Source organism: Nocardioides sp. (assembly GCF_050246775.1).
GTDB lineage: Bacteria > Actinomycetota > Actinomycetes > Propionibacteriales > Nocardioidaceae > Nocardioides.
On sequence record NZ_JBFWVK010000001.1, the window covers coordinates 2055983 to 2070564 of the forward strand.

20 protein-coding genes, 3 tRNA genes and 1 pseudogene are annotated in these 14582 nt (G+C 68.3%); 13 read left to right on the plus strand and 11 right to left on the minus strand.

Annotation, left to right across the window (positions count from 1 at the left end; genetic code table 11):
• Positions 1–56: 56 nt before the first annotated feature.
• Both AB7I40_RS09760 and AB7I40_RS09765 read left to right on the plus strand, forming a co-directional pair.
• A complete protein-coding gene (locus AB7I40_RS09760) occupies positions 57–590 on the plus strand; it encodes a dihydrofolate reductase family protein (protein ID WP_428347254.1) in 534 nt (177 codons plus the stop codon).
• A 24-nt stretch (positions 591–614) separates the two neighbouring features.
• Positions 615–1853, plus strand: a complete 1239-nt coding sequence (locus AB7I40_RS09765) for a glucose-1-phosphate adenylyltransferase family protein (RefSeq protein WP_428347255.1) — start codon at positions 615–617, stop codon at positions 1851–1853.
• A 50-nt stretch (positions 1854–1903) separates the two neighbouring features.
• Here the strand turns inward: AB7I40_RS09765 and AB7I40_RS09770 are convergent.
• Positions 1904–1977, minus strand: a tRNA-Phe gene (locus AB7I40_RS09770).
• A 121-nt stretch (positions 1978–2098) separates the two neighbouring features.
• Between AB7I40_RS09770 and AB7I40_RS09775 the strand changes: the two genes are divergently transcribed.
• The 3 genes from AB7I40_RS09775 (at position 2099) to AB7I40_RS09785 (ending at position 2777) form a co-directional block, all read left to right on the plus strand.
• Positions 2099–2171: transfer RNA gene (locus tag AB7I40_RS09775), tRNA-Glu, on the plus strand.
• 107 nt (positions 2172–2278) lie between these two features.
• Positions 2279–2352 (plus strand) — tRNA-Asp (locus tag AB7I40_RS09780).
• Between the two features lie 71 nt (positions 2353–2423).
• Positions 2424–2777: a metallopeptidase family protein gene (locus AB7I40_RS09785; protein WP_428347256.1), complete on the plus strand. Its 354-nt coding sequence runs from the start codon at positions 2424–2426 to the stop codon at positions 2775–2777.
• Here AB7I40_RS09785 and AB7I40_RS09790 read toward each other — a convergent pair.
• The 3 genes from AB7I40_RS09790 to AB7I40_RS09800 are packed head-to-tail and all read right to left on the minus strand — an operon-like array spanning position 2768 to position 4436.
• Entirely contained in the window at positions 2768–3100 is a 333-nt protein-coding gene (locus AB7I40_RS09790) for a fluoride efflux transporter FluC (RefSeq protein WP_428347257.1), read from the minus strand. The two genes, AB7I40_RS09785 and AB7I40_RS09790, sit on opposite strands and share 10 nt — an antisense overlap.
• A complete protein-coding gene (gene crcB, locus AB7I40_RS09795; RefSeq protein ID WP_428347258.1) occupies positions 3097–3498 on the minus strand; it encodes a fluoride efflux transporter CrcB in 402 nt (133 codons plus the stop codon). Before crcB ends, AB7I40_RS09790 begins: the two co-directional genes overlap by 4 nt.
• A complete protein-coding gene (locus AB7I40_RS09800; protein WP_428347259.1) occupies positions 3495–4436 on the minus strand; it encodes an ATP-binding protein in 942 nt (313 codons plus the stop codon). Before AB7I40_RS09800 ends, crcB begins: the two co-directional genes overlap by 4 nt.
• Before the next feature lie 244 nt (positions 4437–4680).
• Between AB7I40_RS09800 and AB7I40_RS09805 the strand changes: the two genes are divergently transcribed.
• A complete protein-coding gene (locus tag AB7I40_RS09805; RefSeq protein ID WP_428347260.1) occupies positions 4681–6168 on the plus strand; it encodes an NAD(P)/FAD-dependent oxidoreductase in 1488 nt (495 codons plus the stop codon).
• Between the two features lie 201 nt (positions 6169–6369).
• On the opposite strand, the gene AB7I40_RS09810 is transcribed toward AB7I40_RS09805, so the two are convergent.
• From AB7I40_RS09810 to AB7I40_RS09820, 3 genes are read right to left on the minus strand one after another with little or no spacing between them, the layout of a single operon-like run.
• Positions 6370–7233, minus strand: a complete 864-nt coding sequence (locus AB7I40_RS09810; RefSeq protein WP_428347261.1) for an oxygenase MpaB family protein — start codon at positions 7231–7233, stop codon at positions 6370–6372.
• 2 nt (positions 7234–7235) lie between these two features.
• On the minus strand, positions 7236–8096 hold the full coding sequence (locus AB7I40_RS09815) for an FHA domain-containing protein (RefSeq protein WP_428347262.1): 861 nt from the start codon (positions 8094–8096) through the stop codon (positions 7236–7238).
• Positions 8097–8104: 8 nt separating this feature from the next.
• Positions 8105–8353, minus strand: a complete 249-nt coding sequence (locus tag AB7I40_RS09820; RefSeq protein WP_428347263.1) for a hypothetical protein — start codon at positions 8351–8353, stop codon at positions 8105–8107.
• Positions 8354–8422: 69 nt separating this feature from the next.
• Here AB7I40_RS09820 and AB7I40_RS09825 point away from each other — a divergent pair, with 69 nt between their 5' ends.
• The 4 genes from AB7I40_RS09825 to AB7I40_RS09840 are packed head-to-tail and all read left to right on the plus strand — an operon-like array spanning position 8423 to position 11281.
• Positions 8423–9286, plus strand: a complete 864-nt coding sequence (locus tag AB7I40_RS09825; protein ID WP_428347944.1) for a DICT sensory domain-containing protein — start codon at positions 8423–8425, stop codon at positions 9284–9286.
• 57 nt (positions 9287–9343) lie between these two features.
• Positions 9344–9889, plus strand: a complete 546-nt coding sequence (locus tag AB7I40_RS09830) for an RNA polymerase sigma factor (RefSeq protein ID WP_428347265.1) — start codon at positions 9344–9346, stop codon at positions 9887–9889.
• Positions 9886–10590, plus strand: coding sequence for an anti-sigma factor (locus AB7I40_RS09835; RefSeq protein ID WP_428347266.1), 705 nt, complete (start codon positions 9886–9888; stop codon positions 10588–10590). Before AB7I40_RS09830 ends, AB7I40_RS09835 begins: the two co-directional genes overlap by 4 nt.
• Before the next feature lie 49 nt (positions 10591–10639).
• Positions 10640–11281, plus strand: a complete 642-nt coding sequence (locus AB7I40_RS09840; protein WP_428347267.1) for a fasciclin domain-containing protein — start codon at positions 10640–10642, stop codon at positions 11279–11281.
• Positions 11282–11347: 66 nt separating this feature from the next.
• On the opposite strand, the gene AB7I40_RS09845 is transcribed toward AB7I40_RS09840, so the two are convergent.
• Positions 11348–11977 (minus strand): flavin reductase family protein, encoded by a 630-nt coding sequence (locus AB7I40_RS09845; protein ID WP_428347268.1) that lies wholly within the window; start codon positions 11975–11977, stop codon positions 11348–11350.
• 24 nt (positions 11978–12001) lie between these two features.
• Entirely contained in the window at positions 12002–12259 is a 258-nt protein-coding gene (locus AB7I40_RS09850; RefSeq protein WP_428347269.1) for a helix-turn-helix domain-containing protein, read from the minus strand.
• Between the two features lie 138 nt (positions 12260–12397).
• Between AB7I40_RS09850 and AB7I40_RS09855 the strand changes: the two genes are divergently transcribed.
• Positions 12398–12787, plus strand: a complete 390-nt coding sequence (locus tag AB7I40_RS09855; protein WP_428347945.1) for a helix-turn-helix domain-containing protein — start codon at positions 12398–12400, stop codon at positions 12785–12787.
• Between the two features lie 19 nt (positions 12788–12806).
• On the opposite strand, the gene AB7I40_RS09860 is transcribed toward AB7I40_RS09855, so the two are convergent.
• The gene (locus AB7I40_RS09860; protein ID WP_428347271.1) at positions 12807–13004 is read right to left on the minus strand and encodes a hypothetical protein; all 198 of its coding nucleotides are present in this window, start codon (positions 13002–13004) and stop codon (positions 12807–12809) included.
• A 302-nt stretch (positions 13005–13306) separates the two neighbouring features.
• Here AB7I40_RS09860 and AB7I40_RS09865 point away from each other — a divergent pair, with 302 nt between their 5' ends.
• Positions 13307–13804 (plus strand): hypothetical protein, encoded by a 498-nt coding sequence (locus AB7I40_RS09865; protein ID WP_428347272.1) that lies wholly within the window; start codon positions 13307–13309, stop codon positions 13802–13804.
• Positions 13805–13821: 17 nt separating this feature from the next.
• On the opposite strand, the gene AB7I40_RS09870 is transcribed toward AB7I40_RS09865, so the two are convergent.
• The gene (locus AB7I40_RS09870; RefSeq protein ID WP_428347273.1) at positions 13822–14316 is read right to left on the minus strand and encodes an Lrp/AsnC family transcriptional regulator; all 495 of its coding nucleotides are present in this window, start codon (positions 14314–14316) and stop codon (positions 13822–13824) included.
• Between the two features lie 132 nt (positions 14317–14448).
• Between AB7I40_RS09870 and AB7I40_RS09875 the strand changes: the two are divergent.
• A pseudogene (locus tag AB7I40_RS09875) lies at positions 14449–14582 on the plus strand (alanine dehydrogenase); the annotation flags it as partial.

A 14582-nucleotide genomic window follows, 5' to 3' on the forward strand; every position in this document is an offset into this window, starting at 1 on the left:
CTGCGATGACTTCTCGCCGCTGGGTGAGTCAGACCTGGGAAGAGGAGGACGACACCATGGGCAGACTCGTCAGCAACACCAGCATGACCGTCGATGGACTGTGTGACGTCGGCGCGTGGTTCGTGGCCGCCGGGGGCCACGACCAGGCCGGGGTCGAGCAGCTCGCGGCCGCCGCGGCCTTCGTGACCGGGCGCAGGTGCTACGAGGGCTTCCTCGGATTCTGGCCGTCGGCGACCGGTCCGTGGGCGGAGGTCCTCAATCCCATGCCGAAGTACGTCGCCTCACGCACTCTCAGCGGCCAGCTCGACTGGAACGCCCGTGTCATCGAGGGAGACGCCGTCGAGGGAGTACGCCGCCTGAAGGAGGAGCTCGAGGGTGACCTGATCCTGTCGGGTTGTGGTGAGCTCGCCTGCAACCTGCTCCGTGGCGGGGTGATCGACGAGGTCTGCCTCTGGGTCCACCCGGCTGTGGGTGGCGCCGGCACCCGGCCGTTCGACGGAGTGACCCTCAGACTGGAGCTCATGGAGGTGACGGCGTACGACTCCGGCGTCGTGCGCCAGCGCTACCGGCCCGTGGCGCCGCCCCTGTGACGTGGCGGGTGCAACGATGGCGCCATGACCGCTCCTCGCGTGCTCGCCATCATCCAGGCCGGTGGAGCCGGCTCCCGCATGGACGTCCTGACCCGGGAACGCCCCAAGCCCGCGCTGCCGATCGCCGGCATCTACCAGCTGCTGGACCTGTCGCTGTCCAACCTGTCGCACAGCGGCATCAGCGACGTGTGGCTGTCGGTGCAGTACCAGGCGGCTGTCCTGGAGGACCAGGTCGCGAACGGCAGACCCTGGGACCTGGACCGCACGCGCGGCGGCCTGCGCCTGATGGTCCCCGAGCAGGGCTCCGGCTCGCTGGACGAGGACGGCTTCGCCCACGGCAACGCCGACCTGCTGTTCCGACTCCGCACCCGGATCGCCGACTTCGCCCCTGACGTCCTGCTCGTCGCCAGCGCCGACCACGTGTACCGCTTCGACTTCAACGACATCCTGGAGACCCACCTCTCCCGCAAGGCCGGCTGCACCGTGCTCACGACCACTGTCGACCCCGCCGACGCCGGTGACCATGCCACCGTCGAGGCCGATGACAAGGCGACCGTGACCGGGTTCGCCTACAAGCCGGAGAACCCCACCACCAACGTCGTCGCGGCCGAGATCTTCGCCTACGACCCCGTCGTCCTCATCGAGACGCTCGAGGAGCTGCACCGCGAGCTGTCGGACACGACGGAGGACCGGCCGGCCGGCGACACCGGGCTCGGTGACTTCGGTGAGCACCTGCTGCCACGACTGGTCGATCGGGGCCAGGTCGTGGCGCACCCGTTGACCGGCTACTGGCGTGACCTGGGTGAGCCGCGCAAATACCTCCAGGCGCACCAGGATCTCCTCACCGACGATGTCGGAGTCTTCGGCGAGCTGGGCTGGCCGATCCTCACCCAACCGCCCCAGCGGGTGCCCGCTCGCCTGCTCGACGGTGCGACGGTGACCGATTCGCTGATCAGCCCGGGCAGTCGGGTCTCGGGGTGGGTGCACCGCAGCGTGCTCGGTCCCGGTGTCGTGGTGGAGGCCGGTGCCATGGTCAGCAACAGCGTCGTCTTCGCCGACACCGTCATCAAGGCCGACGCAACCGTGCACTGGTCGATCATCGACTCCGGGTGCACGATCGGCAGCGGCGCGCGCGTGGGCGATGCCGAGGCGGATGCCCTGGGGTCCTCCGACGCGGTGACCCTGGTCGGCCAGGACTCGCAGGTGGCTGCCGAGGCCGTCATCCCTGCCGGATCCCGCCTCGAGCCGGGGACCACGACCTGACCGGGAAGGCAGAACGCCCCCGCCGGTGAGCGGGGGCGTCCAGTGCTCGGTGGGCAGGGGCGGGGTCGAACCGCCGACCTTCCACTTTTCAGGCGGACGCTCGTACCGACTGAGCTACCTGCCCCACTTTGCTGAGCGCGGAAACCATACCGCAGGCCCCGGGCCGTCACGAAAATGGGTTGGGAAGGGATTTGGGACCGCTGTTCGCGAGCCCCTATGATGTGCCGGTTGCCGCAAGGCGGCAGGCCCCCATCGTCTAGTGGCCTAGGACGTCGCCCTTTCACGGCGGTAGCACGGGTTCGAATCCCGTTGGGGGTGCGATCCGGGTCGGCGCACATGGCCGATTGGTTTCCGGAGTCGAGGATGAGTTAGAGTTCCCCCGCTTCGCAAGAAGCGTTCCAGAGCACCACAAAGGCACCACACCTGGCCCCGTAGCGCAGTTGGTTAGCGCGCCGCCCTGTCACGGCGGAGGCCGCGGGTTCGAGTCCCGTCGGGGTCGCACAGCGACGAACACCCCGGACCTTCGGTCCGGGGTGTTCTGCATTTGGGGGCCTGCTCCAGACTGGACGAATGCCGATCGAGATGAGCAGGGAGAGGTTCGAGGAGCTGGTGGATCGCGCCCTCGACGACATCCCCGACGAGTTGACCCGGCTCGTGCGCAACGTGGTGGTCCTCGTCGAGGACGAGCCACCCGCCGACGAGCCCGACCTCCTCGGCCTCTACGACGGGGTCGCGCTGACCGACCGGGAGAACGGCTTCGGGGGTGAGCTGCCCGACCGGATCATGGTCTTTCGCAACCCGTTGCTCGACATGTGCGCCACCGAGCAGGAACTGGTCGACGAGGTCCGCATCACCGTCGTCCACGAGGTCGCCCACCACTTCGGCATCGACGACGACCGCTTGCACGAGCTCGGCTACGCCTGAGCCACCCAGAAGCCCAGGGCGCAGGCGGCCAGCGCGAGGCTCACGCTCAGCACGGCGTACGCCGCCCCGGTGCGCCAGCCGTGCTCGACGGTCTTGACCGCGAATGCCGAATAGGTGGTGAACCCGCCGCAGAAGCCCGTGCCGAGGAAGGCGAACGCGTGTCCACCCAGGGTGAGTGCGCTGAACACGCCCAGCAGGAACGAACCCAGCACGTTGACCAGCAGGGTCCCCAGCGCGAACGCCGGACGATCGAAGCGGACACCGATCAGGAAACGCAGCGGAGCGCCCAGTCCGGCCCCCAGCGCCACCAGCAGCCCGGTCACTCCTCGCCACCCTCGACAGCGAACTCCAGCTGGGCCGACGGAGGCGACAGGTGCCGGGCCAGCCACACCGCCATCACGCATGCCGCCAGGGTGCCGAGCAGGTAGGCCAGGGCCAGGCCCGCCCGGCCATCGGCGAAGAGCACCCGGCTCTCCTCGGCGTAGGTCGACAGAGTGGTGTAGCCGCCCAGCACGCCCGTGCCCAAGAACAGCGGAAGCAGCCGATGGCGACGTACGGATGGCAGGGCCGGCAGCAGCGCCAGGAGGAACGAGCCGGACACGTTGATGGCGAACGTCGTCCACGGGAAACCCTGACCGTCGGGGGCCAGGAGTCCCAGGCTCCACCGGAGGACGGCACCGAGGGCGCCGCCCACGGCGACGGCGAGGAGGGCGCGCCTCACGACTCGTGCAGCTCGGGATCCCGGACGTAACCGCCGGCCCACCGCAGGGGCTCTCGCCCACGACCCTGGCTGATGAACTCGCCGAGATACCAGCGCGTGAACGCTCGCTGTGGCGGGGTCGCAGCAACCGAGAGCAGCCGTTCAGCCCGGCAGAACGCGTCCGCGAGCTCCAGCACGTCGATCATCTGCGCGATGGTGGAGATCGACGAGCGGTCCACGAGCACGTCGACGTCGACCGTCGGGTTGCCAGACTCGATCGCCTTCTGGATGGCGTCGGTGCCGGAACTCAGCTGGAAGTCGCGCTCGAACAGCACGAAGAGCTCGGAGAGGTGCCGGGCGATCGGGTAGGTCTCCTCGCTGGCCAGCGCCAGGAGCCTCAGCTCGCGCCGGATCTCTCGGTAGTGATGACGGAACTCGATGTAGGACTGCGTCGGCAGGCCGAGCACCCGCACCTGCACGGGGTCGGCAAGCTCTGGTGACGGACCCGGAAGGTCGGAGATGTCCTCGTACTCGATCTGGAGCGCTCGCAGATCGACGTCGGGGCGCGCCTCGCTGGCCGGGACGAACCAGACCACCTTGCCGTCGCGGTGGATGCGCACGCCCCACACTGCCGAGCACATGGCCACCAGCCCCAGTCCCCGCCCGACGGTGGAGAGCAACTCCTGGTCGTCGGTCATCCGGCCGTTGGGTGACGGTGGGTTGACCGAACCGTCCGCCACCTCGATCCGAGGGTAGGAGGGGGTGCCGCCGAGACGGACGACGAGGGGCGGCTCGGCATGGAGCAGCGCGTTGGTGACGAGCTCGGAGACGGCCAGTTCTGCGCACTCAGCGAGGTCGGAGCGGCCGATGGAACGGCAGGCTTCAACGACCCAGCGGCGCGCGTCCTGAACGGAACGCGGGCTCGAGCTGAGCGTGAGCGACGCAGCAGTGGGCGTCAAACGCAACTCCGACCAACATTCGGTATGAATATGGACCACATGCCCGAGCCACCCCAGATCCAAACCCCCATCAGAGCAAAATCGCACAATTTTCGCGATCTGTCGCGCCTTGAGGCATAACAGATCGGGCTTCCTCGTTGAACAGATGTCTGCAGCCAGCTCCGGATGTGCATTGCGGAGTGAAGAGCCGGACAATGGGGAGAGAACCCCGATCGAGTCGCAACTTCGAAGGAAGGGCAGCCAGATGGCAGCCAACACCACGCCTCAGGCAGCACCCGTTCAGTCCCGGCGGCACCGGGTCGTGGTGATCGGGTCCGGCTTCGGTGGGCTGTTCGGCACGAAAGCACTCTCGCGCGCCGACGTCGAGGTCACCATGATCGCCAAGACCTCGCACCACCTCTTCCAGCCACTGCTCTACCAGGTCGCGACCGGCATCCTGTCGCAGGGCGAGATCGCCCCCCCGACCCGCGAGATCCTGGCCAGCCAGAAGAACGCAGCGGTGCTCCTCGGGGATGTCACAGCGATCGACCTCGAGGCCAGGACGGTGACCCACCACGTCCTCGGCCGGGTCAGCGTGACCCCTTACGACACCCTCATCGTTGCCGCCGGGGCCGGCCAGTCCTACTTCGGCAACGACCACTTCGCCGAGTTCGCACCCGGCATGAAGAGCATCGACGACGCGCTCGAGCTGCGCGGGCGCATCTTCGGTGCGTTCGAGATGGCTGAGCTGGGGGCGGCGCGAGGTGAGAACGTCGATGCGGACCTGACCTTCGTGGTCGTCGGAGCGGGTCCGACCGGAGTCGAGATGGCCGGCCAGATCGCCGAACTGTCGCGTCGCACGCTGAAGAAGGACTTCCGGGCCATCAACTCCCGTGCCGCTCGGGTGATCCTCCTCGACGCCGCCCCGCAGGTGCTCCCGCCCTTCGGTGCCAAGCTCGGCGCCAAGGCCCACCACGAGCTCGAGAGCCTCGGTGTGGAGGTCCAGCTCGGCGCCATGGTCACCGACGTGGACGAGCGCGGTATCGAGGTCAAGCGCAAGGACGGCACCACCGACCGGATCGAGGCCGTCACCAAGATCTGGGCCGCCGGCGTCCAGGCCAACCCGCTGGGGCGCACACTGGCCGAACAGACCGGGGCCCCGCTCGACCGGGCCGGACGGATCGGCGTCAACCCCGACCTCACCCTGCCGGGTCATCCCGAGGTCTTCGTGGTCGGCGACATGATCTCGCTCGACAATCTCCCCGGCGTCGCCCAGGTCGCCATCCAGGGCTCGAAGTACGCGGCCAAGGAGATCAACAACCGGCTGCGTGGCAAGGAGCCCCAGAAGCCGTTCCACTACTTCGACAAGGGCTCGATGGCGATCATCAGCCGCTTCCGCGCCGTTGCCATGGTCGGCAAGTTGCGCTTCACCGGTTTCATCGCCTGGCTGATGTGGCTCGCGCTGCACCTGATCTACATCACCGGGTTCAAGAGCCGGATCACGGCGCTGCTGCACTGGGCGGTGTCGTTCGTGGGTCGGGGCAGCTCGGAGCGGACCACCACCGAGCAACAGGTCTTCGGCCGTGCCGCGCTGGGCAGACTGCGTGGTGGCGCCACCGATCTCGTGTCCCAACCAGGGGCCTACGAGGCCAGTCGGGAGCTCCTCGAGACCTCGCGGCGAGCCGAGCTCGAGGCTCGGGCCGCCGAGGAGTCGCGGCTCAGCGACGACAACCTGCGTGGGGTCAGCAACTGACCGGTTGGTGGCCGACCGCCCATCCGGGTGGTGTCACAAGTGACTGATCGCCCGATGGGCAGGTGCTTGACTTCCCCCGAGACTGGACCTGTCTCTATCGAGTCGGGGGTGGGTGGATCCCGCACCGATCCATCCGATCGACGCGATTGACGCGGACGGCGGCGACCCTGTGTGGGACAGGGTCACCGTCGTCCAACATCGTCAGCTCTTGACCAGGCCGGGTCGGTCACTGACCGACGGGTCGCTCATCAGCCAGCGCACTGCCGTCGTGGCCACCACACCTGTGGTCGCCCCCGCAGGACGGCGTACGACGCCGAGCTCGCGCCTGGCCCAGGTGGGCAGGGTGTTCACCGCACCGGCAGCCAGGGCGTGGTAGCCGGGGCGCGCCAGCAGGGGCAGCGGAGGTTCGCGCAGCAGGAACCGAGCAGCCTGACGGGCCTCGGGAGAGGAGACCAGCTCGGGTCGGTAGCCGGCCAGCACCGCGCGCAGGTCGGCCTCGCTCTGGGGAGGGTTCAGCACGCCGAGACGTTCGGCGGCCACGCCGGTCTGGGCGACGTACCGATCGGCCTGGCCCTGGCTGAGCGGTCGGCCACCGAACCGCTGGTAGGTGGTCAGGAAGCTCTCCACCTCGGCGACGTGCACCCACATGAGCAGATGGGGGTCGTCGGCACGATAGGGCGTCCCGTCGGTGGTCGTGCCCTGCACCCGCTCGTGGATGCGTCGGACAGCGCCGATCACCTGCTCGGCGTGCCGGATAGTCCCGAACGTAGTGGTGGCGATGTAGCTGCTGGTGCGCTGCACCCTGGTCCAGGGATCGTCACGGTAGGCCGAGTGCTGGTCGACTCCGGCCATGGCCAGGGGGTGCAGTGACTGCAGCAGTAGGGCCCGGATTCCACCGGCGAACATGGACGCGTCCATGTGCACCCACCAGATCGGGTCGTCGGGAGTGAACCAGCGCTCGCCCTCGGCCTGCCAGATCTTCTGGGCCCGAGACGCGGCGTCGTCGCCCGCGATGCGGGCACGCAGCGCTTGGGCCAGCGAACGGCGTACGACGCCGAGCGGCATGCTCACCCCTCGGCCGTCGGTGGCTGCTTGCGTTGCCGTCCGAATTCGCCGCCCACCCGACCACTGTACGGTCGGCCGTGGTCGGCGTACTCCTCGCGGTAGTAGGTGAGGACCCACTTCCCCAGGTCGACGCGGGAACCGGTGCGCAGCACCCTGCGGTCGGTGCGCTCCCCGTGCACCCGCACCTCGGGGCCCTCGGAGGTCAGCACGTACTCGTCGTTGTCATCCTGCGTGATCGTGGCGTGCAGCTCGGCCAGCCCGGGCAGCCGGATGTCGCAGTCGGGCCCGCTGCCCAGCGTGGTCGTGTGCTCCAGCCAGTACGTCGTGGAGCGGCGCTCGCGGCCCACCTCCCTCCCCACGGCCTGACCGGGGGCGAGGATGAGGCGCGGATTGCCGCCTCGCAGCGGATCGTTGGTCGTGGTGACCCGGCGCGGCGGGCGCCGCATGAAGGTGGGTGCCAAGGGGAACATCGTGGCCGGCGGCAGCATGGTCGCGTCCGGGAGCACCGGGGTGTCGACCGTCCTGGCCCGGGACCGAGCAGAGGTCCACGCACCCCGCAGGCTGCCCAGCCTGATGTGCCGCGACCCAGTCAGGCGACGTTGCCACCAGGGAGCGCGGATGGCGCCGATGGACACGAGATGGGTGCGGCCGTCGTGAACGTGCACCTTGAGTCCGCGGGAGGCCAGCAGGTCGGCCAGGCCGCGGATCGCGGGGGCATCGGTCCGCCCAGCGAACATCTGGGGGTCCGACACCTGGAGCACCAGCCCGCTGGGGGCGCTGTACAGCGTCCCCAGCACCGGGGCGCGCCCGGGCACCGCCACCTCGAACCTCAGGTCGGCCTCGACCTCGATCTGGGTCGCCATGTGAGCGCTCAGGCCTTCCGGGCCGGGCTGACCTCGTTGTCGCGGGTGGTCACCTGAAGGGTGCCGTCCACCTTCCACACGGCGCGCGGCGCTTGGGCGCCGGTGTCGCGGGGAACCTCGATGCTCATGTCGATGAACCGGTAGTTGATGGCGGCCTCACGACCGGTGAGGAACGACCACATCTTCTGGCCGAGGTCACTCCAGTCCACCACCTCGTCGTTCAGACTGCCCTGCTCCGACTGGCTGTTGATGCTCATGACTCCTACTTTCCTGAACCTAAACGCTTCCCTAAACAGATTGTTGAGGTTTACTCTCCTAGAGTGGCCATGCAGGAGATGAAAAAGCAAGAGTTGGACGAGCCCAATCTGCGGATCGGCGATCTGGCGCGGCGAACCGGGCTGACGCCGGAGCTGCTGCGCACCTGGGAGTCGCGCCACGGGTTCCCTCGACCGCAACGGCTGGAGAGCGGCCATCGGCGCTACACCGAGGCGGACGTCGCGATGATCAAGGGAGTGCTGCACCGACGCGATGCCGGCACGAGGCTCGAGGTGGCCATCGCGGAGGTCACGGGCGCCACCCGGATCCCCGTGCACTCGGTGTACGCCGAGCTGCGGCGGGCGCACCCCCGGCTCGAGCCCCACCGGCTGAAGAAGTCCACCCTGCTCGCGCTGACGTGGGCGATCGAGGACGAGTGCTGTGCGCGCGCCCAGCGGGCCACCATCTTCGGTGCCTTCCAGGAGGAGCAGTACTACCGCAAGGCCCAGCCGCGGTGGAACGAGTTGGCCCGAGTCGGGCACGCCACCCTGGCCATGGCCGACTTCACCTCCGAGCAGGGCGACGACGAACGGCCCGTGCGCGTACAGCTGGCGGACGACTCGCCGATGCGCCGCGAGTGGGTGGTCGTGTGCGATGCCCCCGACCTGCCGGCTGTCCTTGCCGCCTGGGAGATCCCCGGCCAGCAGACGGTCCCGGACGGGGACAGGTTGTTCGAGTCGGTGTGGACCATCGACCCCCAGGCGGTTCGTCACGCGGCCAGGGTCTGTGCCCACGTCGCCCAGGCCGCAGGGGTCGCCGAGGCGAGCACCCTGATCGAGGAGCTGGCGGGCGAGCCGGAGCCGCTGTCCAGCGATCCCGCGGACGCCGCCTCCCTGTTCGGTCGCGTGGTCGCCTACGTCGACCGCCTCAGCTGAACCGGAAAACTTCGCGACTTCGGCAACCGGCCGGGTCGCACCTGCGAAGTAGGGGTCATGGAGAGCGGACAGGCCATCGGCAGCCGCCTTGCGCGACATGACGAGGGTGCGCTCGAGGACGTGTACACGACCTACGGTCCCAGCCTGCGCGCCTACCTGACCCGATTCGTGGGTCGCGACGAGGCCGAGGACGTCCTGCAGCGCACGCTGCTCGACGTATGGCGCTTCGCCGGGCGGTACGACGCCAGCCAGCGGTTCAGCAGCTGGGTGTTCACCATCGCCCACCGCCGCGCCATCGACACCCTGCGCGCCCGCCGCCACGACATCGTCGACGTGGACCTCGCACGCACCCTGGTCGGCGAGGACGGCCGAGAGACCGCGGATCGCTATGCCGACGCCGCCGAGGTCCGCGTGGCGCTGGGGCGACTGCCCGAGCACGAGCGCACCGTGCTCGAACTGGCCTACTTCGGTGGCCTCAGCCACCGCGAGATCGCAGCTCGGCTCGACGTCGCACAGGGCACTGTCAAGGCCAGGGCCTCTCGGGGCACCCGCCGGCTGGCCTCCATCATCCGCGGCATCGACACCTACGGAGGAGTGTCATGAACCTCGACGACGACCACCTGGACCTGAGCGGGCTGCTGCTCGGTGAGCTCCGCAACGACGAGATCGGACAGGCGGCCGACCACCTCGACGGGTGCGAGGAATGCCGCAGCGAGCTGGCCGAGCTTGCTGTGGGTCACGCGTTGCTGGCCTCGGCCTCGCGCACGTTGGGGGGCACGGCGCTCGTGCCGAACCCCACCGACGGTCTTCCCGCGCGGGTGTCCCCGGCCCGGCGTACCCGTCGGCGCCGGCAGGGCTTCGTGCTCGCTGCCGCGGCGGCCCTGGTCGTCGGGATCGGCGTCACCGGGTGGGTGCGCCTCGACTCCGGCCCCGAGGACGTCGCCCCGAAGCCGTTCGCCGAGGCGACCCTCGAGCCGGTCGAGGGCAGTGGGGCAGGCGTTGTCGTGATGGTGCACGACGGGTCGTCGACGACCACGATGACCGTCAAGACCTCGGACCTCCCGAAGCTGCGCTCCGGCAAGTTCTACTACGCGTGGCTCCTGGACCCGAAGACCAACAAGATGCTGCCACTGGGCCAGGTCGGCCCCGCGGGCGTCGCTTCGTTCACGCTCGACGACCAACTGCTGGCCCGATACTCGTCGGTCGACGTCAGCCTCGAAGCCGATGACGGCGACCCCCAGCACTCGGTGACCTCGGTGCTGCGCGCCTCGTACGACGACGCGGGAGCGACGACCTCCTCCTGACCCCTGGATCTGTCCTGTCCAACACCCTGAGAAAAGAAGGAAGATCACCATGAGAATCCGCGTCCTCACCTCCGCCGTCGTTGCCGGAGTCGCGCTCAGTCTGGTCAGTCCAGCCGTCGCGACTGCTCAGGTCGCTCCGGCCCAGAAGCTCGGCAACAAGAGCCTGGCCTCCGTCCTGGCCGCTGACGGCCACCGCTACGACCACAACTGGGACGACTTCGACATCCTCGACAAGGCTGTTACGACGGTGCTGAAGGCCAAGCCGAAGAGCGATGTGGCCGTCCTGGCGGATGGCAAGGTCGCGCTCACTGCTTTCCTGCCCACTGATCGGGCCTTCCGTCGTTTGGTCCACGACCTGTCGGGCAAGCGCCTGGGCAGTGAGAAGGCGGTCTTCAAGGCTGTTGCCGGCGTCGCGGACGTCAAGACGCTCGAGGCGATCCTGCTGTACCACGTGGTGCCCGGTGCCACGTTGACCTACAAGGTCGCCAAGGGCGCCGACGGTGCCAAGCTGGCGACGGCCCTCGCGGGCACCAACCTGCGGGTCAAGGTGCGTCATGGCTCGGTGTTCCTGCGCGACCGCGACACCGACGACCTCAACGCCCGCGTGCGCGCTGCGGCGAAGAACATCAACAAGGGCAACAAGCAGATCGCCCACGGCATCAACCGGGTGCTGCGTCCGATCAACCTCTGACGTCAGCGAGAAGGCGGCGCCGGGTCCTCCCGGCGCCGCCAACGCGTGCTCGGTCCCGCGCCTGGACTACGTCGTCTCGCCGGCCTCGACGGCTGCACCGAGGATGTCGTCGGGTCGCGCGGGTCGCGGGATCGAGACGACCTCTGAGGGCAGACCCCACTCCGCGCGGCCGAGTCTGGCCAGGGGCTGGAGCAGGCTGAACTCCGGGTGACCGTCGACCATCATCTCCTCGAGCACCGTGATGGCAACGACGTTGCCCAGGATCAGCACGGAGTCCCCCAGCTCGATGGTGGAGTGCAGGGTGCACTCGAGGGACGCGGGGGAGGCCGCGACCCGGTGTGGTCGGACCCGCTCGCTGGGTTCCATCTCGATCCCCAGCGCGGAGGCCTCGTCGATGCCGGGGCCGAACTTCGCACTGCTGTTGTTGACCTGGTCGAGTTGGGGGCGGCTCGCGAGGTTGACCACGAACTCCCCGGTCTCCCTCACGTTGCGCAGCGAGTCCTTGTGTCCCACCGAGGTGAACGAGACGATCGGCGGCGTGGCACACGCGACGGTGAAGAACGAGTGCGGTGCCAGGTTGCCGACACCCTCAGCACTGAAGGTGGACACCCAGGCGATGGGGCGGGGCACCACCAGCGCGGTGAGCAGGGGGTAGGGCTTCACGGCAGGGTCGTCGGTGCGGAAGGTTGTGCGCATGACGCCATCATGCCCAAGGAGTCATCAGGTGCGCGGCTTGCGCACCGGCGCCGTCGCCAGCAGGGCCCGGTAGTCATGGATCTGGAGCTCGGTCAACAGCAGCGCGTAGAACTCAGCGCCGACCCGACGCTTGCTCCCGTTCTCGAGATGGGCGATGTAGGAGCGATCCACCCCCAGGCCGGCCGCCAGGTCGGCCACCTTGCGGCCACGCGCCTCCCGGATCATCCGAAGCGCATAGCCGTGCACCTCCACGGTGCCGGGGCTGATGTGTTCCTCATGCATGCTCAGAAAGATAGTGAGGCAAGATGACACAAGCAAGCAGAGTTGTCCAGACTTGTGTACGATCTGTTGGGACATATCCGACAACTAGTTCATAAGCCGCAGTCCTGTTCAGATCCACGTCGATAGATGTGACTAGAGATGACTGAGTGTGACTGGCACTATGTGGGCGTGATGGAACACTTGGTGGAACTCGGGCAACGCGTGGCAGCGGCCCGCGTCGAGAAGCGCTGGTCGGTGGAGACTGCCGCGCGCCGTGCGGAGATCAGTCGGACCACGTGGAACAGGGTCGAGGCCGGCCTCGGGGTCCAAGACGTCAAGCGGGCGGCCGTCCTGGGGGTCCTCGGACTCGACAGCCAGGGCCTCCCGATAGGCGTGGCCGGTCGCAGCGATGGAGCCTTCGTCTCCGCTCCCGGTGACCGCGTGCCGGCAGGGGGCAGCAGTGAGGACGTGCTGCGAGCCATCCGTGCCATGCAGGAGGATCTGCGGGCCATGTCCGAGCGGCTGGCCCGGTTGGAGCAGAACGCCTGATCCACAGGGACTGAGAGGCTTAGTAGAGGCCGTCCTTGACCGCGTAGGTCCACAGACAGGCTGCTCCGCCTCGCCCGGCCCCCCAGAGGCCACCGCCCTTGAGCGACATCGTCGAGGGGCAGGGCACGTCATCGCGACATTGCCTGGCGACCTGGGTCGTGGTCGCCGACCTGACTGGTGGGGCCACGCTCTTCGCGGCCTCTGGCCAGAGTGCCATCGCGCACAGCGTGAAGACCACCGCCAGCACTGTGGTCACCGCTGCCCACACGACGCGGCCCCTGCGCTTCTCGGACCCCGCCCACAGACTCCTCACAAAGGTCCCGATCTCGACGATCTGCACTGCCCCCGTCACTTCGTTGTCAGATTCGAATAGAAATCTAGGCAATCATGATCGACTACACAAGCAGCATGTTCCAGAGCTGTGGACAACTCTGATCGCTACGAGTGTCGGCGGAGATCGGCATCATTGCCCCCGTCGGCGGTTGCCGGATCGGAATGCCATGAGGGGTGTGCAGGGCGATGACAGTCTGCGAGCCGTCGGGTTCGGTGCACGGCGTCGACGGTCCGTGTCCCGACGGTTGGCGCAGGGGCGACAGCACGGTCCCGGACCCCTGGGTCGCGCTGTCCGCGCGCCCCTGGCTGAGTTTGCTCTACGCCGATATTCCGGAACCTGCGCGCTACTACGACCAGGAGCGCTGCATCGTGCTGCGCCGCGGTCTCCCCGGTCCCGCTCAGCGCCGATACCTCTGGCATGAGCTGGTGCATGCGGATCGACGTGACCTGGCCCAGCACGGCGAGCGCCGGGTCGAGTGTCTGGTGGAACGCCTCGCGGTGCGGTGGGCGTTGCCGTTGTCCAGTCTGACGTGGGCGTTGCGGCGGGAGTGCGAGGCGCACGACGTCGCCGGGCTGCTGCAGCTTCCGGAGGACTGGGTGCGGTTCCGCCTCGCCGTCGCCCGGCCGGGCGAACGTGCGGTGCTCCGCAGAGCCGGCGCTCGGCGCAGGGTCGGCGTCGCCTGAGCCGAGGGCCCGCCTGCTCACCCTCCCAGAGGGCGCGTGCCGAGGTGTTCGAAGATGAGGCTCGTCTTGGTCATGGCCACTTCGGTGGCGACGCTGAGATGGTCCACGACGAAAGAACGCAGAGTGTCGGGATCGCGCACGGCGATGTGAATCTGGAAGTCGTCCTCGCCGGCGAGGAAGAAGACGTTGAGGACGCCGGGCAGCGTGGCCAGGTGATGCTGGAACTGGGCGATCCGGCCCCGGGCTCCGGCCTGGAGCCGGACGGCGATGAGTGCCTGCAGTGGCCGGCCCAGCGCAGTCAGGTCCACGTCGGCATGGAAGCCTCGGATCACTCCCAGTGACTGGAGACGTCGAACCCTGGCCAGACAGGTCGACGGCGCGATGCCCGCTCGGCTGGCCAAGGTGTTGTTGGCCAGTCTCCCGTCGTCGACGAGCAGTCCCAGCAGGGTGCGGTCGACGGCGTCGAGCAACACCTCGCCGGAGACCGGGGAGTCGTGAAGATTGTTCGGCACGGAGCACCGTCCCTTCCTGTCGTCGGAACATTCCACGGCCTGTCGGGCAAGCGAGCGGCAGAAATTCGATGGTTGCCCTCACTGCCGCAGATCTGCCCCATGCTAGTCGTCTCCGATGAAAGGTCTGCGCACATGAGGATCGGCGTTCCCAAGGAAGTGAAGAACAATGAGTTTCGGGTGGCGATCACGCCTGCGGGTGTGAATGAGTTGGTGTCGCATGGGCATGAGGTGTTTGTTGAGGCTGGTGCGGGGGTGGGGTCGTCGAT